Origin of the sequence: Faecalibacterium hattorii (genome assembly GCF_003287455.1) — a bacterium.
Taxonomy (GTDB): Bacteria; Bacillota; Clostridia; order Oscillospirales; family Ruminococcaceae; genus Faecalibacterium; species Faecalibacterium hattorii.
This window is the reverse complement of sequence record NZ_PRLC01000016.1, coordinates 44,152-69,735: the sequence shown is the minus strand read 5'-3', so window position 1 is coordinate 69,735 and position 25,584 is coordinate 44,152. Positions and strand designations below refer to the sequence as shown.

Sequence of the window (25,584 nt, the reverse complement as noted above, 5' to 3'; positions counted from 1 at the left end):
CTGAACCAGTCATATGGTCGGTGACGATGACGGTGAGGTTCCACCTGTTCCCATTCCGAACACAGAAGTTAAGCTCACTCGTGCCCAAGATAGTTCGCTGGAAACGGCGCGTGAAAATAGGTAGTCGCCGACTTGAATGAAAGCCCCTGAGGATTTTCCTTGGGGGCTTTGTTGTTGTACTAGGAGGAAGGAACGATGAAAACAACGCATGTGGTGGTGCTGCCCTATGACCCGAAGTGGAAAGACGATTTCACGGCCATTCAGGCTGAATTGGAAGCGGCCCTTGGAGATTTGGCCCTTGGAATCGAGCATGTGGGCAGTACCTCAGTCGAGGGGATGGCTGCAAAACCCTGCATTGATATTGATGTTGTGATCCCGGACAATTCCGTTTTGGGTGAGGTTATTGAGCGGCTGGCGGTCATTGGATATCTTCATGAAGGAAACCTCGGCATTGAGGGCAGGGAAGCATTCCGTTATACGGACAAACCTGATTTGCAGCTGCATCATTTGTATGTGTGTCCGGCCAATTCCAAGGAGCTGCACCGCCATCTGGTATTTCGGGAATTTCTGCGCCAGAATCCGGAGGCGGTCAAACGTTACAGCGCGGTAAAGGAACAGGCCGCGCGGCTTTTCCCGGAGGATATCGAAGGATATATGGGATATAAGGCACCGTGTATCGAAGAACTGTACCGTCTGTGTGGGCTGGAACCATAAAATGTAATGTTAGCAGAAAATGAACGACTCAGCTTGCGGTGATTATCCGTAAGCTGGGTCGTTTTTGTGCATAGAAAACTGCTGTGATTTTTGGTAAATATGACGGCCTAAAAATCACTTGACGGAAGAGCTACTATGCAATACAATATAGATAAGCTATTACGTAATACAAAATAGCTGAAAGGAGGAACGCGAATGGAAAACAATACCCAGTTGCTCAAGGGCGTTCTGGAATATTGTGTACTGAAACTCATCAGCCGGGAGCCGACTTATGGGTACGAAATCGTGATGAATCTGAAACGGGACGGCTTTTCCGATTTGAGCGAAAGCACGCTCTATCCACTGCTCTTGCGTTTGGAACAGAAGGGAAAGGTCACGGTAGAGCGTCGGCCTTCTCCCAAGGGACCCAGCCGGAAATATTATGTGGTCACAGAGAACGGCAGGGAAGCATTGCAGACCTTTCAACAGGATTGGGAACAGCTTTGCAAACTGGTAGAAAAAATTTTTGAGGAGGAAGCAGATGAATAACTATATTGCATTGCGAAAAGTAAACCGGATGCGTACGAAGCTGCTGACCGAAGAAAGTCAGGCACAGCTTAAAGAAGTGATTCGCTATCTTCGCCGGGTCAGCTGGGACTTCTGTGGTATTGAACTTGTGCGCAGCGATTTGCTTGATATTTCCATCCAAGCCAACGCGGAAAATCAGGAACTGTTTCATTCCATCTCGGACGCAAAGACCTTTGTGGATGAGGTCAAGCCTAGCTTGAAAACGCTGGGCGCGGGCGATTACTTCTGGTTTGTGGCACCGCTGTATTTCTTTTGGGGATGGGGTGTAGAGGGGCTGATTTTATATCCGTTGGTTCCGTGGTGGGTGTTTGAATTTTCACTGGGGCATTTGATGCGGCTTGTGGTGGCGATGGCTGCGTTTTGTGGACTCTTCCGCCGGATGATGGAGCAGGTGGGCTTCCCGCCGCGGGAACATTGGATAAAATATATCGGCTGGCTGGTGCTGTATATTGCGGCATTGTATGGAACCGGGTGGTGTTTTACGAAGCTTGCCGGTTCCATCGTGCTGCTGCGGCTGCCGATCCTGCTTTATGCGCTGTTCAGCCTTTTGCTGGGCGCGGGACTGTATGGGATCCAACTGTGGAGATATGGAAAAGACCCTCGCCTTACTACGCGGGTATAAAAATTCCCCCGCTCTGCCAAATGGAGTATCTTCCAATATGGCAGGGCGGGGGAATCGATTTTTATGCAGTTCGGGTGTTCTACTTTTTCGCTACTGCCTTACGGTAAACGACAAACGCGATCGCGGCAGAGCAGACTTCGGTGATCCAGAAAGCGTGCCAGACACCGGTGGGGCCGAAGGCGCGGCAGAGCAGCCAAGCCAGCGGCATGATGAAGAGGACATAGCGGCACAGCGAGATGACCAGCGACGGCATTCCCTTGCCCAGACCTTCCAGCGCACCGGACGAGGTGGTGGACACCGCCGACACGATGAAGCCGAGGCAGATGATACGGAGCGCCTTTGCACCGATGGCGATCGTCTCCGGGTTCGAGCTGAACAGGCCGATCAGGGAGCCGGAGATGGTGAGGCAGAGCACCGTGCCAACGGCCATGATGGCGGCGCTGAGACCCAGCGTGAGGCGGTAGAGCTTTGCCACACGGCCATGCTCCTTAGCGCCGTAGTTGTAGCCGACCAGCGGGCGCATTCCCTGCACGATGCCGTTTGCGGGCAGATAAAGAAAGGTCTGGAGCTTATAGTAGATGCCCAGCACCGTGACGTAGCTCTGGGAGAAGGCTGCCAGCAGACTGTTCAGGAAGGTGACGAGCAGGGAGGGCAGGGCCAGATTCAGGATGGCCGGAATGCCGATGGCGTAGAGCTTGCTGTCCAGTACGGCGTTGGGGCGGAGATGCTTGCGGCGCAGCCGGACCGGAAGGTCGGCGGTGGAATAGCAGGAGAGGTAGATGCAGAAGGAGACGAACTGGCCGAGATTGGTGGCCAGCGCCGCACCCGCGATGCCCAGTGCGGGCACCGGGCCGAGGCCGAAGATCAGCACAGGGTCCAGCACGATATTACAGACGCAGCCCGCGATCAGGGCAGCCATGGTGGTCTTCATCCGGCCAACGGCCTGAAACATCTTCTCAAAGGCAAGGTTTGCCATGTTGACGATGGAGAACAGGAAGACGATGGTGGTGTAGAGCACACCCATCGAGACGAGGGACTCGTCGGCGGTGAAGCGGCGCAGGAAGCCCGGCATGATGGCAATGCCGATCAGGGTGCAGAGCAGACCGTGCAGCATCGAAAGCGCCATGCCGTGCGTGGCTGAGATATCCGCCTTTTCGCGGTCGCCCGCGCCGAGGTAGAGGGCAATCTGGGCGTTGATGCCGATGCCAAAACCGATGGAGATGGCGTTGATGAGATTCTGGACCGGGAAGACCAGCGAAAGGGCCGTCATGGCTTGCTCACTGATGCGGGCAACGAAGAGGCTGTCCACGATGTTATAGAGCGAGTTGACCAGCATCGAGATGACGTTGGGCAGGGCCATGGAGACCAGCAGCGGGAACACCGGCTTGGTTTTCATAAAGGTATCGTTCATTTTTTGCTTCCTTTTTGAGGGTATCAAACGGACACGGCCCGCGCTGCCCCTAAAAAGGCGCAAAAAAACGCCACACCAATGGCGCTTTGACGCGAACCATTGTGTGGCGAAAAATAGCTCTGAAATGAATGCTGTAAAAATCCACACGATATTTTAGGAACTATAGAATAGCACGCAGACACGAACTTGTCAAGAGGGCAGACAGGCCGCGTCACGGTACAGCAGGCCAGCCGCGTGCATTCGGCTTCTGGGCCTTGACGGGAAAGCGGGCGGCTTCTATAATAAAATCAACTTCAATGCAAAGGACGATGCAAGATGAAATGGATGATCGCATCCGACCTGCACGGGTCGGATTTTTACTGCCGCCAGATGCTCGACGCCTTTGAGAGGGAGGGCGCGGATCGTCTCCTGCTTCTCGGAGACCTGCTCTACCACGGCCCCCGCAACGACCTGCCCCGCGGCTATGCGCCGAAGGAGGTCATCCCGCTGCTGAACGGGGCCAAGGCGAAGCTCTGCTGTGTGCGGGGCAACTGCGAAGCCGAGGTGGATCAGATGGTGCTGGAGTTCCCGGTACTGGCGGACTACTGCATCCTGCCGGTGGGGCAGAAGCTGGTCTACGCCACCCACGGCCACAGTTACAACACCGAGAATCCGCCGCCGCTGATGCCGGGGGACATCCTGCTGCACGGACACACCCACGTTCCGGCGTGGCAGGAGTTCGGCGAGGGGAACCTCTACCTGAACCCCGGCTCCCTGAGCATCCCGAAGGAGAACAGCCCCCACAGCTACATGACGCTGGAAGAGGGCCTGTTCCGGTGGAAGGAACTGGAGAGCGGGGAAGTGTATCATGAAGTAAAGGTGTAACAGGAGGGGCCGCATCTCCGGGAGCTTTTTACTCCTTCCGTCATCGCTTGCGCGATGCCACCTCCCTCTGGGAGGGAGGCTTTGGCTGCGGGACAACGCAAAAGGCCCCCTCGCCGAGGGGGCTGGCTGCGAAGCAGACTGGGGGAGTGCGGTTACTCTTCATCCTTCGGGTTATCAAGTTCCTTGCGGCGCTTCTCGGCGGCGTGCATACAGACTTGCAGGAGCACAAAGCAGAGAACGCCGGTGATGACACCGGGAATGAGAGCGATCAGCCAAGAGCCGTAGGCAAGGCCGATGACGACAGTGACTACGACGCACGCAGACAAGGCACCTACCACATTGGTGGTGGTATTTGCGCAGATGTGGCGGTCCCACAAGCCGTTGCGGAGGCATTCGATCATGGTGTAAATGCAGCCCGCCATGAAGACGACGAACTCGCCGACCCACTGACTGCTTGGTGTGCGAAGAACGATCTGCACGAGGATGGCAAGCAACAGCCCCGCCCACAGCAGCCAGAAGCCCCGCGCTTCAATGCTGAGCATGGTCTGCTCCTGCATTTCGTCCAGTTGATTTTTCTTGTTGTACAGTGAAAATTTCATCGTTTATTCCTCCCAGAATAGATCATCCAGCGTTTTGCCGAGAATTTTGCAGATGCTGCGGCAAAGGTTGATGGTGGGGTTGTACTCGCCTTTTTCGATGGCATTGATGGTCTGGCGGGAGACGCCCGCCGCTTCGGCCAGCGCGCTTTGGGTCATATCTTTTTCGGCGCGGGCTGCTTTCAGTTTCAGGTTCTTCGGCATTGTGTCACCTCATAACATGATATGGAGAGGAAAACTCGTCCCCTCTGCCCACAGAATAGCACTGACCTGACAAAATGTCAAGTATAATTTACAAAAAGACAGATATAATATCTTGCAATTCCCTTGTTGGTATGTTATGATGAACCTAAAGATAGAAGCATGGGAGGGGTGTCCTGTTATGGTTGAAACGATCCTGAAAGTAAACGGTATGATGTGCGGCATGTGCGAGAGCCACATCAACGATGTGGTGCGCAAAAATGCCGAAGTCAATAAAGTGTCGTCTTCGCACACCAAGGGCGAGACGGTTATCGTCTCGGAAAAGCCGGTGGATGTGGAAAAGCTGAAACAGGCCATTGCAGACACGGGCTATACCGTGACCGGCGTGGAGACGAAGCCCTATGAGAAAAAGGGATTTTTCTCGTTCCTGAAGAAGTAACGTTCGATTTGGCGAAGCTTGGATCGGAGGGAAACAGAGATGCGGATTTTGGTTTACGGCGCAGGAGTTCAGGGATGTGAGTTGGCCCACCGGCTGCTCCAGAACAAGAAGAATGTGGTCACACTGCTGGCACGCGGCGAGTGGAAGGAGCGCATCGACCAGAAGGGTCTGGTCATCCGCAGTATGCTCCAGTTCCGCACGACCACCGACCGGGTGGCCACCATCGACACGCTGGCCCCGGACGACTGCTATGACCTCGTGTTCGTGGCGATGCAGGCGGGGCAGCTGCCGCAGGTACTGCCCATCCTGAAGCAGAACAAGAGCGAATACTTCGTCTTTCTGGGCAACGACCCGGATGCAGTGGGCGTGCTCCGCGCCATGCAGCGTCCGGCGGACAAGATCGCCTTCGGTTTCCAGAACACTGCCGGGCGCCGGGAGCCGGACCGGCTGGTCAGCGTCCACACCAGCGTCGGCATGACCGTCGGCGGGGCAACGGCACCGCTTTCCGGCGTGTTCCGCCAGCGGCTGCAATCGGCGTTTGACGGGGTGAAGTACAAGCTGACCTATTACGATGACATGGACGAGTGGCTCAAGTGCCACATCGCCTTCATCCTGCCCATCGTCTACGTCTGCTACGCGGTCAACGGCGACCTGACCCGTTCCACGGTGGAGCAGCGCAAAGCCATCGTGGACGCGGCGTGGGAGTGCTGCGAGATGCTGAAGGCAGCGGGTGTCCCTGTGAACGACGCCGAGAACACCGACTGCTACCGGGAGGGCACCAAGAAGCGGAAGCAGACCGACCGGATGGTATACTGGATGTGCCAGACGCCCATCGGAAAGTGGTGCGCTTCCGACCACGCGATGCACGCCATCGGGGAAATGCAGTACCTCGACGAAGCCTTCGAGGCCCTGCGCGCAAACACCCAAGTCTCCATGACCGCGTGGGATGAGCTGCGCCGCGCGATGCCCAACTGGAAGACCATGGAGCTTCGATACGGGAAGCGTAAAGAATAAAGCAAAGCGCCTGTCGGGGGTTGACCTGACAGGCGCTTTTTGATGCTGACCCAGCCGCACGAGGGGAGTTTTACCGGAGGTGCGGCCCATACAGCTCTACCAAAACGTTGCAAGCTCTTCTTTGAGCTGTTCCGTTCCCTTCAGATACTTCAAATGCCGCCAGTGGCGGGGGAAGAGGCGGGTGTACTCACTGCGGGCGAAGCGGTCATCCAACAGCAGGACCACGCCCTTGTCCTCGGCGGTGCGGATGACCCGCCCGGCGGCTTGCAGAACCTTGTTCATGCCGGGATACCGGTAGGCATAATCGAAGCCGGAACCACTGTGTTCGTCGTAGTAGCGGCGCAGGATCTCTTGCCGGGGGTTCACCTGCGGCAGCCCCACCCCGACGATGGCGCAGCCGATGAGCCGGTCGCCCACAAGATCCACGCCCTCGCCGAAGATGCCGCCCATCACCCCGAAGCCCAGCAGAGTTTGCTCCGGGTCCGGGGCGAACCGGGCGAGAAAGGCCGCGCGGGCCCCGTCGTCGAGGCCGCTTTCCTGCACGAGGGTGGGAATGGCCGGGTAGCGGGCAGAAAAGTCTTCCCAGACCGCCCGCAGATAGGCGTAGCTGGGGAAGAAGGCGAGGTAGTTGCCCACTTTGCCGCCCGCCAGTGCCGCCAGCGCATCCGAAACGGCGGGGATACTGGCCTCCCGGTCCTTGTAGCGGGTGGAGATGCCGGGAAGGCAGTACAGACCCAGATGCTCCTGCGGAAAGGGACTTTCCAACGCCACGGCGCGGGCATCGGGGCAGCCGAGGACACTGCGGTAATAGCCCGGCGGAGTCAGCGTGGCACTGAACAGCGCTGCCGCCCGCCCACAGGCAAGGCTGGCGTCCACAAAGGCCGAAGGGTCAAGGCAGAGCAATTGCAGGGTCAAGTCGCTGCCGTAGGCCGACAACTGGGTGACGAAGTGCTCGTCGTACCGCTCGGCCGCGCGGGTGATGTCCTGCACTGCGAAATAGAGGTCGAGAAGCTGGGCGTGGGCCTCGGCGTCGGGGTTCTGCTCCAGCCAGTCCTGCAAGGGGGCCTGAAGGGCATGGAGCGGCTTCAACAGCTCGGCGGGCAGCTCCTGCAGAAAGGCCGTGCCGCCCTGCTCGGCTGTCTGCTTCCGGGTCTCCAGAAACCCTTTGTCGGCGCGGGTCAGGGCCGCTTTCAGGGGGCTTTTCCCCTTGCCGAGGGCGCGCTTTGCCTCGGTCAGGCTGCTTTTGCTGAACTGTGCCGAGTACATGGCGCGGGCCCGGTCGGGCAGATTATGGGCTTCGTCGATGAGGAAGAGCCAATCCCCGGCGGAGTCGAAGAAACGGTGGAGCCGCACCACAGGGTCGAAGAGGTAATTGTAATCCCCGATGACCACGTCGCACCACGCGCTGAGGTCGAGCCCCAGTTCGAAGGGGCAGACCGTGAACTGCCGGGCGGTTTCTTCCAGCGCGGCCCGGCTGAACTGCGGGGTCCCATCCAAAAGGGAGGCCAGCGCGTCCTTGACCCGGTCAAAATAGCCCTTTGCATAGGGGCAGACCTCCGGCAGACAGGACGGGTGACCGTCGGCGTCCTTGCAAAGGCACGCTTTCTCCTTGGCCGTCAGGGTCACGCTGCGCAGCGCAAGGCCCGGCACCCCGGCGTGGAGCCGCTGCAGCGCATCCTCGGCGGCGGCTTGGGTCGTGTTGCGGGCGGTCAGGTAGAAGAGCTTCACGCCCTTGCCCTCGCCGATGGCTTTCAGGGCGGGGAAAAGGGCGCTCATCGTCTTGCCGATGCCGGTGGGCGCTTGGCAGAACAGCCGGGTGCCGCCCTTGTGTTCGGTCTTGCCCGCCGCACAGGCGCGGTAGATCTCCCCGGCCAAGGCCCGCTGGCCGGGCCGGTAGGCGGGGAAGGGGAAGCGCAGGGCCTGTAGGCTGGCGCTGCGGGCGTCGGCCCATGTCAACTGCCGCTGAGCCCATGGCACATACTGCCGCAGCAGCCCGCACAAAAATTCTTCCAGCTCCCCAGCGGTGAAGTGCCGGGTGTAGCGGGTGATCTCGTCGGTGTCGATCTGGTAATAGGTCAGCCGGACGTCCAACTGCTCCAGCCCGTTCTGCTGGGCATAGATGGCCCCGTAGACCATCCCCTGCGCCCAGTGGCAGGGGTTCATGTCCTCCTGCATCTCCTCGGTGGGGATGGCCGTGGTCTTGATCTCGTCGATGACGATGGTCCCGGCCTCGTCGGTGAAGATGCCGTCGGCCCGGCCTTCCAAAGCGAACGCAATGCCGTCCATTTCCCGCTTCGCTGTGAGGAAGACTTCGGCGGCGTAGCCCTCGCCCGCAGCTTTTTGCAGTCTGCGGTGGATGCGTGCCCCCTCGTTGGCGCGGTCGAAGCCGGTGAAGCGGCTGTCGATGCTGCCGGTGCGGAGCAGAAATTCCACCAACTGCCGGATGGGGAGATGGATGGTCGGCATAGGGGTCACCTCACGGTCGTGCTTTACATTCGTTTCGTCTTCGTACAACCTCTCAGTCGAGCCTACGGCTCGCCAGCTCCCCTAGTAGGGGAGCCTCTGGCGTATCCAGTAAGCTTCATCCGACTGCCAAGGCCTCCCCTCGTTAGGGGAGGTGGCATCGCGGAGCGATGACGGAGAGGTTAATTCCTTAAAATTTTCTGCTCAGTTTCTTTGGTCAGCCGCTCCACCTCTTCAAAATCCACCGAGGTGCGGTAATAAGTCTCCAGCTCATCGTGGCAGCTCTTGGCTTGGGCCATGAGGGCGACGGCTTGGTCGAGCAGTTCTGCAGCGGCCCGCTCGTTGAAGCGGAGGCGGGCGCGGAATCCAGCCAGATTCTCCCGGTCAAGGAAGCGGGTGCAGCGCACAGCCTGAACGCCGGGGATATGGATGGGGTGCCAGTGGTTATCCGTTAAAAAGGCCAGCCGCAGAGCCGGGATGAAGAGGTGGTCGATCTGGTCTTCGGGGTGCATGGCGCAGGGGCAGGTGATGATGTGGTAGCCCCGCGCCAGCGCCTCGGCCCGGATAAGCTCCAGAAGCAGCCGGGACACCGCCCCGTAATCGTCCCGGAAGACCACGTACCGGTCGGCCAGCGCCTGAACCGTCCCGTGGAAGAAGACCAGCCCCTTCGGCGTGATGGCCGACAGCAGCCGCAGCTCCTCGCTGGCGCGGGCCGGCTCCGGCAGACGGGGCAGCATCCGGGTGCACAGCCGCTTCGCGTAGCGGCGCACTTTTTCAAAGTTGGCGCTGCACGCCTCGGCCCGGCGGCTGTCCAGCATCAGGCTCCCGGCGGAGGCGATATACCGCGCCGCCCGGCCCCGCAGCGCCGCGTTCCGGGCGAACAGGGCCTTCACCTCGTCCCGGTGGGCGGCCAGTTTTTCGGCGTCGATGGTGTGGTACAGGCTGACCACGATCTCGTCCGCGCCGGGGGCATCCGGCTCCACCACATGCGGTGCGGTGGCGTCGAGGATGGCGGCGTGCTTTTGCAGAAACACCACGCCGTCCAAGCTGTCGGGGTCGCTGGCACAGTGGATCTTTTCAATGGGCTGACCCTGCTGTTCTGCCGCTTGGGCCAGCCGCTTCATCAGGGTCGATTTGCCGCAGCCCGGCCCGCTTTTGATGAGATACATCTGCATCCCCGGTTCGTGGCGCAGCGGTTCAAAATAGCCCTTGAACCCGGCGGGCGTCGTAGCCCCAAGGAAAAAATCAACGGAATCGCTTCGAAGATTCGTCATGGAAAACACCTCACTTTTGCTTTAGGATATGCAAAATGTGGGGTGAATGCTACAAGGAAAGGTACGTCTTCGTACAACCTCTCAGTCTCGCTGCCGCTCGACAGCTCCCCTAGTAGGGGAGCCTCTGGCGAAACCGTTTACCTTGCGGGGACTGCCAAGGCCTCCCCTACAAGGGGAGGTGGCAATGCGGAGCATTGACGGAGAGGTTGTAGGAAGAAGAAGCTATCCTTATACAGCTTAGTAGGTATGTTCACATACTTCGTTGATTTTATCCCGTAGCGCCACGAAGTCTGCAAAGGCTTCCGGTTTGTTCTGGGGCTGGCGGAGGAGGGCGGCAGGGTGGAAGGTGCCCATGAAGAGGATGCCGTTCTTCTCAATAAAGGTGCCGTGCTCCTTGGTCACAGAAAAGTCGGGCCGGATCATCCGCTGGGCGGCGATGCGGCCAAGGCAGACCACGATCTTGGGCCGCAGCAGGCGGAACTGCTCCCGTAGCCACGGCATACAGGCTTCGCTCTCGGCGGGGAGCGGATCGCGGTTTTTCGGCGGGCGGCATTTGACGATGTTGGCGATATAGCAGTTCTGGCTGCGGTCAAGGTCGATGGCGAACAGATATTTATCCAAAAGCTGCCCGCTGCGGCCCACGAAGGGCAGCCCCTGCTCGTCCTCGCTCTGGCCGGGGCCCTCGCCCACGAACAGAACCTCGGCGTGTTCGGAGCCTTGGCCGAACACCACATTCGTGCGGGTCTCGCACAGGCCGCAGCTGCGGCAGGAAAGGCAGTTGGCCCGGAGTGTTTCCCAATCCATATTTCGTTAAACCTCTCACAAACTAAATGACAATTTCTTAACAACTGATCGCGGGATTTCTTCCTACAAAATATACCACAAAATTTCGGATTTGTCTTGAAGTTTCCAGACTCTGTGCTAAAATAAAAAAGAAGGGCACATCTGTGGTGCCCTATCATATTGCAAAGTAATTTCGGAGGTAATCACAATGGCTGATATGTTTGCACCGCTGGTAGCCCAGCTGAAGGCGAACCCCAAGACGATCGTTTTTACCGAGGGCAATGACCCCCGCATTCTGGAGGCCGCAAGCAAGCTGCTGGCTGAGGGCGTGCTGAAGGTCGTTATGGTGGGCAACGAGGCTGAGTGCAAGGCTGCCGCTGCCGCCGGTGGTTTTGATATTTCCGCTGCCGAGATCATTGATCCGGAGAACTACGCCGATTTCGATGAGATGGTCAACACCATGGTCGAGCTGCGCAAGGGCAAGCAGACCGCTGAGGAGTGCACCGCTCTGCTGAAGAAGTCCAACTACTTCGGCACCATGCTGGTCAAGATGGGCAAGGCCGACTGTCTGCTGGGCGGCGCTACCTACTCCACCGCCGACACCATCCGCCCCGCTCTGCAGCTGGTCAAGACCAAGAAGGGCGCTCATCTGGTGAGCTCCTGCTTCATTCTGGACCGCGAGGGCGGCGAAGAGGGCCTGAAGCGCATTGCCATGGGCGACTGCGCTGTCAACATCGACTACACCGATACCATTGATAAGGCGACCGGCGAGGTCAAGGTCTCCGCTGCTTCCAAGCTGGCTGAGGTGGCCGTTGAGACGGCCAAGACCGCAAAGCTGTTCGGCATCGACCCGAAGGTCGCTGTCCTGAGCTTCTCCACCAAGGGTTCCGGCAAGGGCGGCACCGTCGCCCTGAGCCACGATGCTGTCATCAAGGCACAGGAGATGGACCCGGAGCTGGCTGTCGATGGCGAGCTGCAGTTTGACGCAGCCGTTGCCCCCGAAGTTGCACAGGTCAAGTGCAAGGGCAGCAAGGTCGCCGGTCAGGCCAACACCTTCATCTTCCCCTGCATCGAGGCCGGCAACATCGGCTATAAGATCGCACAGCGTCTGGGCGGCTACGCTGCCTACGGCCCCATCCTGCAGGGCCTGAACGCTCCCATCAACGACCTGTCCCGTGGCTGCAACGCCGACGAGGTCTATAAGATGAGCCTGATCACTGCCTGCCAGTCCTGAGTCTCTCTGAATCAAGCGATTTTGCCCCCGTCGGTACGCCCGGCGGGGGCTTTTTGCTGTATCTGCCGCATCTCCGGGGTGGGGCAGGACATAGGAGACCACCCGACATCCTGCTGGCTTCCCCCGCCGCACTATTTCTACTTGCAATCTCCCCGGAAACATGCTATAATAATCAAGCACGAATTGTGCCTTGTCGGACAGCGCCTGCTGCGCGGTTCGACATACGGATGCGGGCCCTGTACGATGGGGCCGCCGTGAACCAGGTCAGGTGGGGAACCAAGCAGCCTTAAGCGGTGTGCCCCGTGCGTTTCAGTCAGCCTGCATTCGTATGTCGAGCTACGCAAGGCGGGGGTCAAACCCCGTCAGCGCTGTCCGTTTTTTATTGCAGAAAGGGGAGAAGCGGGATGTATCGCGCGTTATACCGCAAGTGGAGACCCCAGAGGTTCGAGGATGTGGTGGCCCAGCGCGGCATCGTGACGGCGCTGCGCAACCAGATCGCCACCGGGAGAGTGGGCCACGCCTACCTGTTTACCGGCGTGCGCGGCACAGGCAAGACCTCTTGCGCCAAGATCTTCGCCAAGGCGGTCAACTGTCTGCACCCCCACAACGGAGACCCCTGCGGCGAGTGTGAGATCTGCCGCGGCATTGACAACGGCAGCATCCTTGACGTGGTGGAGATGGATGCGGCGTCCAACAACGGCGTGGATGACATCCGCGACCTGCGCGACGAGACCGCCTACACCCCCAGCGCGTGCCAATATAAGGTATATATCATCGACGAGGTGCACATGCTCTCCACGGCAGCCTTCAATGCGCTGCTGAAAACGCTGGAAGAACCGCCCGCCCACGTGATCTTCATCTTGGCGACGACGGAGATCCAGAAGGTCCCCGCCACCATCCTGTCCCGCTGCCAGCGGTATGATTTCACCCGCATCGGGCCCGAAGATATCGCCAAGCGGGTGGAGTACATCGCCGGGCAGGAGGGCTTGGAGCTGACCGGCGACGGCGCAGAGCTGATCGCCCGGCTGGCCGATGGCGCCATGCGCGATGCGCTGTCCATTCTGGACACCTGCGCGGGCGTGACGGCTAAGGTGGACGCCGATGTGGTCCGCCGGATGGCGGGCGTCACTGACCGGAGCTACCTGTTCCGCATCTCGGACGCCATCGAGGCGCAGGATGCGGCGGCGGCGCTGGCTCAACTGGCCCAATTGCGCCAGCAGTCGGTGGACGTGAAGCGGCTGACCGAAGAGCTCATCGCGCATTACCGTGCTTTGATGCTGGCGGCGCTGCCCGGCGGGCAGACGCTGCTGTCCGGTGTGTCGCCGGAGGAAGAGGCACAGTACCTCGAAAAAGGGCCGCATCTGGGCCAGCGGGAGGCCATCCGTGCCATCCGCACGCTGGGCAACGCCTTGGAGCACATGACCCGCGGCAGCGATCAGCGGATCGAGCTGGAATTGGCCCTGTTCAGCCTGTCGGAACCGGCCCAGCAGCCGGTGTATGCGGCAGCTGCCGCACCGGCCCGCGCAGCGGCTCCCCAGCCGGAGGCACCCCGTCCCTTTGCGACGGCTCCGGTGCAGCCCTTTGCCAGCGAACCCGCTGCGCCGACTGCGCCCGCTCCGGAGCCGGTCCAGCAGCCGACCATTCCGACCTCGCAGCCGGAACCGGCAGCACCCGTGGCAGAGGAGCCAGCAAAGTCGGCTCCCGCGCCGCAGGAAAGCGTCCCAGCCCCTGTGGAGGACGACCTGCCTCCGCTGCCAGAAGAGCCGCCGGTCGCCGACGCAGCCCCGCTGCCGTGGGACGAACCGGCCCAGCTCACTCAGCCGGTGCAGGAGCAAAAACCGGCTCCGCAGCCGGAACCCCGGCCGCAGCCGACGGCACCCGCCCCGGCGAACCCCGCAGACCCCAAGCTCAACACGCCCCGCAAGGTGGCGGCGGAGGGCATCAACCCCTTCCCACAGTGGGGCGAGGTGGTCAAGCTGCTGCAAGAAAAAGACCCCATGCTCTACACCTATCTGAAGAAGTCGAAGGGCTATTTCGACGGCACCCGTGTGCTGATCGACGGAGGAAAGACCTTCCGGGATTTCATCCGCGCCAACAAGGACAGCCAGCGGCTCATCAAAAAGCTGATCGCGCAGGTGTCCGGCGTGGCGGTGCCCATTGGCCCATACGAGCCGAAGAATGTCCACCGCCCCTCGGCCAACGCCGAGGAGTCGCTGCACAAATTGGAGCAGCTGGGGCTGGACGTCAGCATTGAGGATTCCGCGAAAAAGAATCGATAATATAAAAAGGAGAACCCACTATGAAAGCAAGAATGCCCGCAGGTTTTGGCCGCCCCGATATGAACGCCCTGATGCGTCAGGCACAGAAGATGCAGGATGACATGAAGGCCAAACAGGCCGAGCTGGAAGCCGCCGAGTACACCGGCAGCGCCTCCGGTGAGATGGTCACCGTCAAGATGAACGGCAAGCACGAGGTGCTGAGCATCTCCATCAAGCCCGAAGCCGTGGACCCCGACGACATCGAAATGCTGGAAGACCTCGTGGCAGCGGCCATCAATGCCACCGTCAAGCAGGTGGACGAGACGGCGGAAGCCGAGATGGGCAAGCTGACCGGCGGCCTGAACATTCCGGGCCTCTGATCCGGCAGGAGGGATCGTCATGGGTTATAATGCAGCCCCGCTGGAAAAGCTGATCGAAGAGTTCGGCAAGTTTCCGGGAATCGGCCGCAAGGGCGCGACCCGGATGGCGTATCAGGTGCTGAGCATGTCGGATGAGGACGCCGCCGCGCTGGCGGGTGCCATCCAGAACGCCCACACCAAGCTCCATCGCTGCCGCGTCTGCCAGAATTACACCGAGGCCGAGCTGTGCCCCATCTGCGCCAGCGCCAAGCGGGACCATTCCATCATCTGCGTGGTGGAGACCCCCCGCGACGTACAGGCTTTTGAGCGCACCCGCGAGTACCACGGCATGTACCATGTGCTCCACGGCCTCATCAGCCCGATGGACGGCATCGGCGCCGAGCAGCTCACCGTCAAGGAGCTGCTGGCCCGGCTGGGCGACGGCGAGGTAAAAGAGGTCATCATGGCGATGAACCCCACCGTCGAGGGCGAGGCGACCGCCATGTATCTGGCCAAGCTCATCAAGCCGCTGGGCATCAAGACCACCCGGCTGGCCTACGGTCTGCCGGTGGGTGCCAGCTTGGAGTACACCGACGAAACGACCCTGTACCGGGCCTTGTCCGGTCGCGGGGAACTGTGACGGCCTGATTTTTGGGAAGAATTTACACTTTCTTCAAAAACGGGCCTTGCAAAACCATAAAAATATGATATACTAACAAGACGATACCAGAGCAGAAGGGAGGCGTGCCCATGGCACCGACCAAAGAGCGTCCGGCGACGAAGACCATCGCCACAAACCGTGAAGCACGCCACGAATATTTTGTTCTGGAAGCGCTGGAAACAGGTGTGGAGCTGAAGGGCACCGAGGTGAAGAGCCTCCGCGCCGGCGGCGTCAACCTGAAGGACAGCTGGGTCGATATCGAAAACGGCGAGCTTCTGGTCAAAGGGATGCACATCACCCCCTACGACCACGGCAACATCTTCAATCAGGATCCCATGCGGGTGCGGCGTTTGCTGGCCCACAAGAGCGAGATCCGGCGGCTGCACCAGCAGTGCAAGCTGCAAGGCTACACCCTTGTGCCCCTTTCGCTCTACTTCAAGCATGGCCGCGTCAAGATGGAAGTGGGCCTGTGCAAGGGCAAAAAGCTCTACGACAAGCGTGCCGACGCCGCCAAGCGCGACGCAAAGCGCTCCATCGACCGGGCCGTTAAATCCAACGGCGTCTACTATTGATTCAGGCAGACTTCCTGCCGCAGGATCTTTTCGCTTTTCCGCACATCGCAAGGTGTGCGTTATAAGGGGGCGTAAAGGTTTCGACGGGGGGAGCGAGGTCTGGGCAGCGGGTAGCAGCGGGGGACCTGCTCTAAACTCCTCCAAAAAATTAACTGACAACAACAATTATCAGTTGCTCGCAGCCTGAGTGCTGCGCGTTCCGCCCACTCTTGTGTCGTGTGGGGCCGGGGCGTCCTTTAGACACAGCACCTGAACGGACCTAAGCTTTGCGGACCGGCAGGAACTCATGAAGCTACCAAAGCGTTAGCCTGACGATCGGCGTGACGCGGCGGGAATGTTGTAGATCGCCTGCACCCGGAGACACCTACACTGAACTCCTTTCGGACATGGGTTCGACTCCCATCGCCTCCACCATCCGCAGCGCGGACGAACCCTCGAAAGAAAACGAGTGATCGTTTCCTTTCGGGGGCTTTCTTTTTGGCAAAAATGTTCCAAGAGAAATATTTGTGATCCAATATGAGAAAAATCGGAGAGGTACGATGCTGATTTATACGGCGGCAACGCTTCTGTCCTGCCTTTTGACATGGCACAGACAAAAAAGACTACAGGCTCAGATGGTGCAGGAAACAGCACTTCAGGCGTTTTTTCAAAACATGATCTGCGCATTGCCGCTGCTGATCGTGAGTGCGGCCCGCTGGGGTGTCGGCACAGACTTTTATTATACATACCTGCCGGAGTTCCGGGAGCTGCAATGGATCCGAGGCGGCGGGGGAGAGGCGCTGCGGGATGAACTGTTTGGCCCGCTCCTGCCATGGCTGAGCCAGTGGGGGCTGCCCGGAACTACGCAGGAAGCGGCGGAATTTTTCCGCGTCGTTCTGGATAACAGCGAGGCGGGGTATCGCGCCTTGATGGAACTGGGCGTTTGGCTGAATGGAAACTTCCGCGTGGTGATCGTTCTCACTTCGACTCTCGTGGCGGGCTGCGTGTTCTATGCGATTTTTACCCAAAGCAGCAGCCCGGTGCTGGCAGTTTACCTTTATGTGGCGACCAGCAATTATTTTTTGAGCCTGAACATCATCCGGCAGTACGTTGCAATTGGCATTGGTCTGGTCGCCGTCCGCTTCATCCGGGAACGGCGGCTGCTTCCGTTTCTGATTTGCGTGGCGGCGGCAATGTTTTTTCACACAACGGCGGTGCTGCTTTTGCCGTGCTATTTTCTCTGCCGCATCGAGGTCAAGCCTCGCTGTGCGTTTGCGGCGGTGGGGGTGACATTGGTGCTCTCCGGTCCGCTGGGAGCGCTGGCTGCGTGGCTCATGCCGCGCGTCGGGCTGGCTTACTATGCCCGCTATCTCGGTTCGGCATGGTCAAAGGACGGATTTGAATGGATGTTCTTTGCCATCAATCTGTGCGTGCTGCTTTTCTGCGGTCATTACTGGGCCAAAGCCAAGGTGGAGAACCCGTATTACGTGATCTGGTATAATATGACACTCCTCGGAACTTTGGCGCTGGCTTTTTCCGGAGTGCTGCCGCTGATGAAGCGGGTCAATTACTATTACGCGGCACCGCAGTTTCTGCTTCTGCCGGAAGCATTGCGGGCAGAAGAGGACTCCAAACGCCGCAAATTGATGACGGCGGCGCTGGCGGTCGCTTTTGCGTTGGAAACACTGGTGGCTGTGGGAATCTATAATAAAAATGGTGTGCTTCCTTATTGTGTGCTGGAACGCTGATTCGGGCTTGATAGGAAGCCCAAAGCATGATATAATCTAAAATAGTACTGTTATGAGGCTAGAAGTGCGGACTGATTGGGGAGAACATAAAGGAATGCAGAAAATTAAAATACTGGTGGCGATGCACAAGGCGTATTCACTGCCGGGAGAAAATATTTATGCTCCCATTCAGGTGGGCGGGGTCCGGATCCCCGGAATGGAAAATGCTCTGCGTGACGATACCGGGGAGAATATTTCCGCAAAGAACAAGTACTATTGCGAGATGACGGCGCTCTATTGGGCGTGGAAAAATCTGGACGCGGACTGCATTGGGCTGGTCCACTACCGGCGCTACTTTGCCGGAAAGCGGTTCGCGCTCCGCAAGGAAAGCCGGATCGCGAACCGTTCCCAGATCGAAGAGGCACTGGAAAAGGCGCCGGTGATCCTGCCGCAAAAGCGAAATTACTGGATCGAGACGACCTATTCGCAGTATGCCCATGCGCACCATAAAAAAGATATGGATCTTGTACGGTCGATTCTGGAAGAGCGTTACCCGGAGTATGTCCGCGCGTTCGACGATGTGATGGAGCGGACGGCAGGGCACCGGTTCAATATGTTCATTATGCGCCGGGATCTGCTGGATCACTACTGTACATGGCTCTTTGATGTTCTGGATCGTGCGGAGCGGCAGATCAACCTGTCGGAGTACGATGAATACAACAAGCGCGTCTTCGGTTTTCTTTCGGAGCGGCTGCTGGATGTGTGGGTCGAGACGAATCATATTTCCTATACCGAAATGCCGGTGGTGTTCATGGAAAGCCAGCATTGGCTGAAAAAGGGCATGGCATTTATTGAGCGCAAGTTTCGGAAAAACTGGACGTAAAAGTAAAAATGACAAAACCAATGGACGAAATAAAAGATCGGGTCGCGGCAGTGGTCGTGACCTATAATCGCGCAGAGATGCTGCGGCAATGTCTGATGTCTCTGCAAAAGCAGACGATGCCCTGTGATATTCTGGTCGTGGACAATGCCAGCACGGACGATACCCAAGCCCTTGTGCAGCGTGCGGCGCAACACGATGCGTCGATCTTCTACCGGAACACGGGCGAGAACCTCGGCGGCGCTGGCGGCTTCAATTTTGGGATGCGCTGGGCGGTAGAAGTAGGCTATGCCTTCGTCTGGGTCATGGACGACGACTGCTTCCCGGAACCAGTGGCTTTGGAGAAGCTTCTGGATGCAGACCGTCTTTTGCAGGGCGAGTATGGCTGGCTGAGCAGTGTGGCGCTTTGGACGGACGGCAGGGAATGCCGCATGAACCGCCCCAAGATCAAGAAGAACTTCTATGACCGCATCGAGCTGCTGCGGGATGGCATTCTGCTGGCGGAACAGGCGACATTTGTCTCGCTGTTCCTGAAAGCGGAAACGATCCACGCAGTGGGTCTGCCCGTCAAAGAGTTCTTTATCTGGGGTGATGATATCGAATATACCCGGCGCATCACGATACGGGAGAAAATGCCGTGCTATGTGGTGGGCCAGAGCCGCGTCATCCATGCTATGAAAAACAACAGCGGAAGCAATCTGGCGGTGGATTCCGTGGAGCGTCTGGGCCGCTATAAACTGGCTTTCCGCAACGAAGCCTATATTTACCGCCGCGAGGGGGCAAAGGGCATCGCCTATTACATTGCCAAGCGCGGGCGGGATTTTTTATGGGTGCTGACCCGCGCAAAAGATCACCGGCTGAAACGGCTTGGCGTGCTCCTGTGCGGCGTGGGGAAGGGACTTGCGTTTTACCCGAAGCAGGAACGGATTTGAAATGGCGGGCTTGCTGAGGAAGTGGAATAGAGTGCACGAGGAAATGAGAGAGGATTCATTGACGACAACACCTAAAATATCGGTCATCATTCCGGTCTACAATGTGGAGGACTATTTGCGGCCCTGTCTGGACAGTATGATCGACCAGCCTGTAGCAGCAGCCGTCAACATCCTGCGAGAGTACCGCCCGGAGCTTTTGACCGAGCCGACAGCCGAAAAAGAAGGATTCTAAAACATTTGCCGTCTGTGTGTTTTCACACGGACGGTTTTCTTGTATAATAGAGGAAACTTCTATTTCAGGAGCCAAAGGAGGCCGCTCTATGCTCAAACAATCGCAGCTCGACCTTTGCGGGCGGGTGGATTTTACGCGCGAGGTGCCGCTGCTTGGGCGGGACGAAGGGTTTTCGTTTGCGTGCGCGGGGTGCGGGGACTGCTGCCGGGGGCGGGAGGACATCGTGCTGTCGGGGTTTGACCTGTGGCGGATCGCGGCGCGGCTGCGTCTGCCGCCCCGGACGGTGGCGCGGGCGTTCTGCAAGGCGTCCATCGGGGTGGTGAGCCGTCTGCCCGTGCTGCGGCTGGCCCCGGTGCGGGAGGAGGGGAACAACTGCCCCTTCCTGACCCACAGCCGCTGCGCCATCCATGACGCCGAGCCGCTGGTCTGCGCGCTCTACCCGCTGGCGCAGGAGATCACCAAAGAGGGGAGCGTCAGCTACTTTTTGCAGCCGACCTCCTGCGGCGGGCAGGTCATCTCAGCCAAAGTGGGGGACTATCTGGCCCGGTACGACATCCCGGCGCGGGAGGCTACGGATGTGCGCTGGGCGCAGGTGTGCATGGCGCTGGAAGACCGGGTGGAGGCGCTGGAAGCGGTGTTCGAGCCGGTGTTTATCCGGCGGGTGCAGCAAAAACTCTGGCAAGCGCTTTATTATCGGTACGACTTCGCCGCGCCCTTTCTGCCCCAGTTGGAAGAAAATCTGCGCGGATTGGACGCAGAACTGGAAAAACTGTCCGCACTGCAAAAGCGAAGGAACGTTCGTTTTCGTGAATCAATCGAAAAAACTGATAAATAAAATTACTTCCATCGATAACTTAGGTTGTTGCCGGATTGTATTCGGGCAGGAAATGTGCTATACTTCACGAGTGTAAAGCGGAACGAGAAAAACCGCTTGTCAAAACGCTTTCCCGCGGCAGCCTGTGGCCGCGAAATGTAAAATTGAGGGAGTAATGATTATGCGTAAAATCACTCGTCGTTCGTTCCTGTCTGCCGCCGCTGTCTGCGGCGCTGCCGCAGCCTTGACCGCTTGCGGCGGCTCTTCCAGCTCTGCCGCAGCTTCTTCCACGGCTTCCTCCGCGGCCTCCGCTGCCGGTTCCGCTGCTGCGGACGGCCAGAGCTATACCGTCGGCATCTGCCAGTTGGTCGAGCATGCGGCGCTGGACGCAGCTACGCAGGGCTTTGAGGACGCCCTGACTGAGGCGTTCGGCGACAACGTGAAGTTCGACTTCCAGAACGCACAGAACGATTCCGCGACCTGCGCCACCATCGCCAACGGCTTTGTTTCCGCCGGTGTGGATCTGATCATGGCCAACGCCACCCCCGCCCTGCAGGCGGCACAGGCAGCCACCAACAGCATCCCCATTCTGGGCACCTCCGTCACCGAGTACGGCGTGGCGCTGGGCCTGACCGACTTCGACGGCACCGTGGGCGGCAACGTCTCCGGCACCTCCGATCTGGCTCCGCTGGATCAGCAGGCTGAGATGATCACCGAGTGGCTGCCCGACGTTAAGAAGGTCGGTCTGCTCTACTGCTCCGCTGAGGCCAACAGCCAGTATCAGGTGGATGAGGTTCAGAAGTATCTGGAAGCTGCCGGTGTGACCGCCACCCAGTACGCCTTCTCCGACTCCAACGACCTCGCTTCCGTCTGCCAGAAGGCGGCCGACGAGAACGACGCCGTCTATGTTCCCACCGACAACACCGTTGCCGCCAACACCGGCATTGTGGACGGCATCTGCCGCCCGGCCAAGAAGCCCGTCTTCGCGGGTGAGGAGGGCATCTGCGCGGGCTGCGGCGTGGCGACCCTGTCCATCAGCTACTACGATCTGGGCCACACCACCGGCGAGATGGCAGCTAAGATCCTGACCGGCGAGGCCGATATCTCCACCATGCCCATCGAGTACACCAGCGTGACCAAGAAGTACAACAAGACCATCTGCGATGATCTGGGCGTGACTGTGCCGGAAGGCTACGAGGCCATCGAGGGCTGAATTCCTCGGATAAACATCTGAAATACAGCGGAGAAGGGCGATTTTTGGCTCTTCTCCGCTTTGGTGTCCTAAAAAAGTGTATCGTTTGGAGGTTTTATTTTGGAACTGCTTGCTAGACTTGCCAATCTGCCCGGTGCGCTGCCCGGTGCCTGTGCGCAGGGCCTCATCTGGGGCATCATGGCCATTGGCGTGTATCTGACCTACCGCATCCTTGACGTGGCAGACCTGACCGTGGACGGCTCCTTCGGCACCGGCGGCGCGGTCTGCGTCATGTGTCTGCTCTCCGGCATGAACGTCTGGGCGGCGCTCTTCATCGCGCTGCTGGCCGGCCTTGCCACCGGCCTTGTCACCGGTCTGCTCCACACCTTTATGGGCATCCCGGCCATCCTTGCCGGTATCCTGACCCAGTTGGCCCTTTACTCCATCAACCTGAAGATCATGGGCAAGGCGAACCAGTCCATCAATGTGGACAAGTACGATCTGCTCATCTCCTTGCGCTGGGTCAAGGAGTTCGCCCTGCACAACCCCATCATCATGGTCATCATCGTCACGGCTGTGCTGATCGGTGTGCTGTACTGGTTCTTTGGCACGGAGCTGGGCTGCGGCATCCGCGCCACCGGCTCCAATCCAGCCATGTCCCGCGCACAGGGCATCAACACCAACCTCAACGTGGTGCTGGGTCTGGCCGTGTCCAACGGTCTGGTGGCCCTGTCCGGTGCGCTGCTGAGCCAGTATCAGGGCTTTTCGGATGTCAGCATGGGCCGCGGCGCCATCGTCATCGGTCTGGCCGCTGTCATCATCGGCGAGGCCGTATTTGGCCGCATCTTCCAGAACTTCGCCCTCAAGCTCGTGTCCGTTTCGCTGGGCGCAATCATCTACTACATCGTCATCCAGCTGGTGCTGACCCTCGGCTTTGACGCAAACCTCCTCAAGCTGCTCAGTGCTTCGGTCGTGGCCGTGTTCCTCGCGGTGCCGTATTGGAAGGGCAAGTATTTTGCCAAGCCCACCGCCAAGAAGAAGGAGGGTGCAAAAAATGCTTGAGATCCAGAACGTATCCAAGACCTTCAACGCCGGTACCGTCAACCAGAAGACCGCGCTGAACGGCCTGAACCTGAAGCTGAACGAGGGGGACTTCGTCACCGTCATCGGCGGCAACGGCGCGGGTAAGTCCACCATGCTGAACGCGGTGGCCGGTGTCTGGCCCGTGGACGAGGGCAAGATCCTCATTGACGGCATCGATGTGACCAAGCTGAGCGAGCACCAGCGTGCCGCCTACATCGGCCGCGTTTTCCAAGACCCCATGACCGGCACCGCCGCCACCATGCAGATCGAGGAGAACCTTGCGCTGGCGGCCCGCCGCGGCAAGCGGCGCGGGCTGCGCATCGGCATCACCAAGGCGGAGCGGGAGCGCTACCGCGAGCTGCTCAAGAGCCTCGACCTCGGCTTGGAGGATCGCCTTACCGCCCGCGTGGGTCTGCTTTCCGGCGGCCAGCGTCAGGCTCTGACCCTGCTGATGGCCACCATGAACAAGCCCAAGCTCCTGCTGCTGGACGAGCACACCGCTGCGCTGGACCCCAAGACCGCGCTCAAGGTGCTGACCCTTTCGGCCAAGATCGTGGAAGAAAACCATCTGACCACCATGATGATCACCCACAATATGAAGGATGCCATCAAGTACGGCAACCGCCTCATCATGATGTACGAGGGCCACATCATCTACGACGTCTCCGGCGAGGAGAAGAAGAAGCTGCAGGTCTCCGACCTGCTGGCCAAGTTCCAGATCGCCAGCGGCGGTGAGTTCGCCAACGACCGGATGATCCTGTCTTGATGGGATCATAACACAAAGGGCGTTCCGCCCGGAAATGGGAGGAACGCCCTTTTTCTGCGCCCGGATTGCAATCGTAAGGGAAAACGTGTGCAATAAGGGTAGATTTCAAAAACTCCATGAAAGGAGGAGACCGGATGAGCCGCGAGATCATAAACAGTGTGCTTCTGTTATGGGGCAGTCTGTTCTGTGCGGTGTCGAGTCTGTATTTCTGGATCACAAAATATTATCGGACGGTGAAGCGTGACTGGATCTACCGGATGCAGGTCTCGACATCGGTTCTGCTGTTCTGGGATGCGATGACGAACCTGTTCCGGGGCAGACCGGACCTGCTGGGGTTCTGGATGGTCCGCATCAGCAATTTTCTCAACTTTTTTCTCGTGGAACTGACGCTGCTGTTTTTTCACTACTACATCTGTGCAATGCTCCTGACGCCGGAAGAAAACGCAGCCCTCAAGCGGGTGAAGGTGGTGCGGGCCCTTTGCTGTGTGGGCCTTGCGCTGGTGGTCGTATCGCAGTTCACCGGGTTGTATTATACGTTCGATGCGTCCAATGTCTACCACCGCAGCGCAGGGTATCCCATTTCCATGATCGTTCCGGTGGTGGCCATGGCGCTGGACGGCAGTCTGCTGCTGCAATACAGGGCACGCATCAGCCGCGGCATGTTTCTGGCAACGGGGTCTTATCTGGTGCTGCCGCTGCTGGCGATCTCGATCCAGATCGTACACTACGGTCTGGCGCTGGTCGATCTGGCCATCGGCGTTGCGATGGTCCTGATGTTTCTGGTCTCCATCAAGGAGCAGAACGAGGCGATGCTCCGGCTGGAAACGAGCCGAGCCCAGATCGCCGAAAAGCTGGAGATCGCCACGGTGCTGAACCGCTGCGTGGAGAAGCTTTCCACCGGCGGGCGGGACCTCGACAAGGCCACCAACGAGCTGCTGGGGGTCATCAGCGATTACTTTGCCGCCGACCGCAGCTATATCTTCGAACTGGACCGGGAGCGGAACGTCATCGTCAACACCCACGAGGCGGTGCGGGAGGGCGTGAGCGAGGAAAAGGACAATCTGCAGGAAGTCCCGCTGGAAGCAGTGGCCGAGTGGATCGAAGCGTTTGAGCGGGAGGGCGTCTACTTCCTGCCCGACCTCGAACAGAAAAAGGGCCAGCTCATCTATGACGTGCTGGCACCCCAGAACATTCATTCGCTGCTGGCGGTGCCGCTGCTGCGAGACCATGTCGTGACCGGTTTTCTGGGGGTAGACAACCCCAAGGAGCATGTGGGAGACGCCACGCTGCTGTCCTCCATCCAGTTCTTCGTGACCAACAGTCTGGAGCAGAAAAAGACGCAGGAGCGGCTGTATAAGTTCTGTTATATCGATATGCTGACGGGCCTTTCCAACCGCAACCGCTACATGGAGAACCTGAGCGGCTGGGAGAAAGGGACGCTGAGGGAGATCGGCGGCATTTACATGGACCTGAACGGTCTCAAGCACTGCAACGACCGCTTCGGCCACGAGGCCGGGGATGCCCTCATCCGCCGCACCGCCGACGCCCTGAACGAAGTCTTCCCCGGCGAAGGATACCGCATCGGCGGCGATGAGTTCGTGGTGCTGCGCTGCCCCATCGGGCAGGAGGACTTTGCCGACAAGGTGCACCAGCTCCGGGAAGCCCTTGTCCGCCACGGCGTCGATGCCGCCATCGGCTCGTTCTGGCAGCCGCTGGTCGAAGATCTGCCTGCCTTCCTCCGCGAAGCCGACGACCGGATGTACAGGGAAAAGGAACGCCAGAAGCGCTCTGCGCGGCCTTCCGTTTAGGCAAATCGTTCGGAATCCAATAAGATACAATAAGCAGCGCCCGCCGGGAGATCTCCATGCGGGCGCTGCTTTTTTCTTAGAACCGTTATTTTCTTGCCTCACATTGCGGCATAAAAAAGCCGGGAGCCGACGCGCAATG

26 protein-coding genes, 1 rRNA gene and 2 other RNA genes are annotated in these 25,584 nt (G+C 59.1%); 23 read left to right on the top strand and 6 right to left on the bottom strand.

All coding sequences use genetic code 11. The annotated features are described in order from the left end of the window. Positions 1–16 precede the first annotated feature (16 nt). The 4 genes from rrf (at position 17) to C4N23_RS11240 (ending at position 1,903) form a co-directional block, all read left to right on the top strand. Positions 17–133: ribosomal RNA gene (gene rrf / locus C4N23_RS11255) — 5S ribosomal RNA — on the top strand. 62 nt (positions 134–195) lie between these two features. Next, positions 196–714 carry a GrpB family protein gene (locus tag C4N23_RS11250; protein ID WP_112146103.1) on the top strand — a complete coding sequence of 173 codons (519 nt, stop codon included), beginning with the start codon at positions 196–198 and terminating at the stop codon, positions 712–714. 195 nt (positions 715–909) lie between these two features. Continuing rightward, entirely contained in the window at positions 910–1,242 is a 333-nt protein-coding gene (locus tag C4N23_RS11245; RefSeq protein ID WP_055191157.1) for a PadR family transcriptional regulator, read from the top strand. After that, the gene (locus C4N23_RS11240; protein WP_112146101.1) at positions 1,235–1,903 is read left to right on the top strand and encodes a hypothetical protein; all 669 of its coding nucleotides are present in this window, start codon (positions 1,235–1,237) and stop codon (positions 1,901–1,903) included. The genes C4N23_RS11245 and C4N23_RS11240 overlap by 8 nt, the downstream gene beginning before the upstream one ends. Positions 1,904–1,982: 79 nt before the next feature. Here C4N23_RS11240 and C4N23_RS11235 read toward each other — a convergent pair whose 3' ends face one another. Continuing rightward, a complete protein-coding gene (locus C4N23_RS11235; RefSeq protein WP_112146099.1) occupies positions 1,983–3,314 on the bottom strand; it encodes an MATE family efflux transporter in 1,332 nt (443 codons plus the stop codon). 315 nt (positions 3,315–3,629) lie between these two features. Between C4N23_RS11235 and yfcE the strand changes: the two genes are divergently transcribed. Beyond that, entirely contained in the window at positions 3,630–4,178 is a 549-nt protein-coding gene (gene yfcE, locus C4N23_RS11230) for a phosphodiesterase (protein ID WP_112146097.1), read from the top strand. Positions 4,179–4,330: 152 nt separating this feature from the next. On the opposite strand, the gene C4N23_RS11225 is transcribed toward yfcE, so the two are convergent. Together C4N23_RS11225 and C4N23_RS11220 are read right to left on the bottom strand one after the other, a co-directional pair. Then, entirely contained in the window at positions 4,331–4,777 is a 447-nt protein-coding gene (locus C4N23_RS11225; protein ID WP_112146095.1) for a DUF6773 family protein, read from the bottom strand. Between the two features lie 3 nt (positions 4,778–4,780). Further along, positions 4,781–4,978 carry a helix-turn-helix transcriptional regulator gene (locus C4N23_RS11220; protein WP_055191148.1) on the bottom strand — a complete coding sequence of 66 codons (198 nt, stop codon included), beginning with the start codon at positions 4,976–4,978 and terminating at the stop codon, positions 4,781–4,783. Positions 4,979–5,156: 178 nt separating this feature from the next. Here C4N23_RS11220 and C4N23_RS11215 point away from each other — a divergent pair, with 178 nt between their 5' ends. Both C4N23_RS11215 and C4N23_RS11210 read left to right on the top strand, forming a co-directional pair. Then, positions 5,157–5,414 carry a heavy-metal-associated domain-containing protein gene (locus C4N23_RS11215; RefSeq protein WP_055191146.1) on the top strand — a complete coding sequence of 86 codons (258 nt, stop codon included), beginning with the start codon at positions 5,157–5,159 and terminating at the stop codon, positions 5,412–5,414. Between the two features lie 39 nt (positions 5,415–5,453). Further along, positions 5,454–6,428 carry a ketopantoate reductase family protein gene (locus C4N23_RS11210; RefSeq protein ID WP_112146093.1) on the top strand — a complete coding sequence of 325 codons (975 nt, stop codon included), beginning with the start codon at positions 5,454–5,456 and terminating at the stop codon, positions 6,426–6,428. Positions 6,429–6,524: 96 nt separating this feature from the next. Here the strand turns inward: C4N23_RS11210 and C4N23_RS11205 are convergent, their stop codons facing one another. The 3 genes from C4N23_RS11205 to C4N23_RS11195 all read right to left on the bottom strand — a co-directional run bounded on the left by C4N23_RS11205 (position 6,525) and on the right by C4N23_RS11195 (position 10,969). Continuing rightward, complete coding sequence (locus C4N23_RS11205) at positions 6,525–8,894, bottom strand: ATP-dependent DNA helicase (protein ID WP_112146091.1); 2,370 nt, start codon at positions 8,892–8,894, stop codon at positions 6,525–6,527. Between the two features lie 179 nt (positions 8,895–9,073). Beyond that, positions 9,074–10,165: a hypothetical protein gene (locus C4N23_RS11200; RefSeq protein ID WP_112146089.1), complete on the bottom strand. Its 1,092-nt coding sequence runs from the start codon at positions 10,163–10,165 to the stop codon at positions 9,074–9,076. 237 nt (positions 10,166–10,402) lie between these two features. Continuing rightward, positions 10,403–10,969 (bottom strand): uracil-DNA glycosylase, encoded by a 567-nt coding sequence (locus tag C4N23_RS11195; RefSeq protein WP_112146087.1) that lies wholly within the window; start codon positions 10,967–10,969, stop codon positions 10,403–10,405. A gap of 187 nt (positions 10,970–11,156) precedes the next feature. Here C4N23_RS11195 and pta point away from each other — a divergent pair, with 187 nt between their 5' ends. The 16 genes from pta (at position 11,157) to C4N23_RS11115 (ending at position 25,445) form a co-directional block, all read left to right on the top strand. Beyond that, on the top strand, positions 11,157–12,182 hold the full coding sequence (gene pta, locus C4N23_RS11190; RefSeq protein WP_112146084.1) for a phosphate acetyltransferase: 1,026 nt from the start codon (positions 11,157–11,159) through the stop codon (positions 12,180–12,182). A 227-nt stretch (positions 12,183–12,409) separates the two neighbouring features. Next, an RNA gene (gene ffs, locus C4N23_RS11185) (signal recognition particle sRNA small type) lies at positions 12,410–12,509 on the top strand. Between the two features lie 77 nt (positions 12,510–12,586). Further along, positions 12,587–14,461, top strand: coding sequence for a DNA polymerase III subunit gamma/tau (gene dnaX / locus C4N23_RS11180; RefSeq protein ID WP_112146082.1), 1,875 nt, complete (start codon positions 12,587–12,589; stop codon positions 14,459–14,461). Between the two features lie 20 nt (positions 14,462–14,481). Then, complete coding sequence (locus tag C4N23_RS11175; protein ID WP_055191133.1) at positions 14,482–14,820, top strand: YbaB/EbfC family nucleoid-associated protein; 339 nt, start codon at positions 14,482–14,484, stop codon at positions 14,818–14,820. A gap of 19 nt (positions 14,821–14,839) precedes the next feature. Then, the gene (recR, locus tag C4N23_RS11170) at positions 14,840–15,439 is read left to right on the top strand and encodes a recombination mediator RecR (RefSeq protein WP_055191131.1); all 600 of its coding nucleotides are present in this window, start codon (positions 14,840–14,842) and stop codon (positions 15,437–15,439) included. A 110-nt stretch (positions 15,440–15,549) separates the two neighbouring features. After that, positions 15,550–16,032 (top strand): SsrA-binding protein SmpB, encoded by a 483-nt coding sequence (smpB, locus tag C4N23_RS11165; protein WP_055191129.1) that lies wholly within the window; start codon positions 15,550–15,552, stop codon positions 16,030–16,032. A gap of 65 nt (positions 16,033–16,097) precedes the next feature. Next, positions 16,098–16,446: a transfer-messenger RNA gene (gene ssrA / locus C4N23_RS11160) on the top strand. A gap of 239 nt (positions 16,447–16,685) precedes the next feature. Next, positions 16,686–17,759 carry an EpsG family protein gene (locus C4N23_RS11155; protein WP_181567122.1) on the top strand — a complete coding sequence of 358 codons (1,074 nt, stop codon included), beginning with the start codon at positions 16,686–16,688 and terminating at the stop codon, positions 17,757–17,759. 94 nt (positions 17,760–17,853) lie between these two features. Beyond that, positions 17,854–18,621, top strand: a complete 768-nt coding sequence (locus C4N23_RS11150; protein WP_112146078.1) for a DUF4422 domain-containing protein — start codon at positions 17,854–17,856, stop codon at positions 18,619–18,621. 20 nt (positions 18,622–18,641) lie between these two features. Continuing rightward, positions 18,642–19,550 carry a glycosyltransferase family 2 protein gene (locus C4N23_RS11145; protein ID WP_112146075.1) on the top strand — a complete coding sequence of 303 codons (909 nt, stop codon included), beginning with the start codon at positions 18,642–18,644 and terminating at the stop codon, positions 19,548–19,550. A gap of 58 nt (positions 19,551–19,608) precedes the next feature. Beyond that, positions 19,609–19,782, top strand: coding sequence for a glycosyltransferase (locus tag C4N23_RS14150; RefSeq protein WP_207657360.1), 174 nt, complete (start codon positions 19,609–19,611; stop codon positions 19,780–19,782). Positions 19,783–19,870: 88 nt separating this feature from the next. Further along, positions 19,871–20,617, top strand: coding sequence for a YkgJ family cysteine cluster protein (locus tag C4N23_RS11135; RefSeq protein ID WP_112146072.1), 747 nt, complete (start codon positions 19,871–19,873; stop codon positions 20,615–20,617). Positions 20,618–20,777: 160 nt separating this feature from the next. Beyond that, positions 20,778–21,809 (top strand): ABC transporter substrate-binding protein, encoded by a 1,032-nt coding sequence (locus C4N23_RS11130; protein WP_055191117.1) that lies wholly within the window; start codon positions 20,778–20,780, stop codon positions 21,807–21,809. Positions 21,810–21,908: 99 nt separating this feature from the next. Beyond that, a complete protein-coding gene (locus C4N23_RS11125) occupies positions 21,909–22,850 on the top strand; it encodes an ABC transporter permease (RefSeq protein ID WP_112146070.1) in 942 nt (313 codons plus the stop codon). Next, complete coding sequence (locus C4N23_RS11120; RefSeq protein WP_112146068.1) at positions 22,843–23,637, top strand: ABC transporter ATP-binding protein; 795 nt, start codon at positions 22,843–22,845, stop codon at positions 23,635–23,637. Before C4N23_RS11125 ends, C4N23_RS11120 begins: the two co-directional genes overlap by 8 nt. 134 nt (positions 23,638–23,771) lie before the next feature. Beyond that, positions 23,772–25,445: a sensor domain-containing diguanylate cyclase gene (locus tag C4N23_RS11115; RefSeq protein ID WP_181567121.1), complete on the top strand. Its 1,674-nt coding sequence runs from the start codon at positions 23,772–23,774 to the stop codon at positions 25,443–25,445. Positions 25,446–25,584: the final 139 nt, after the last annotated feature.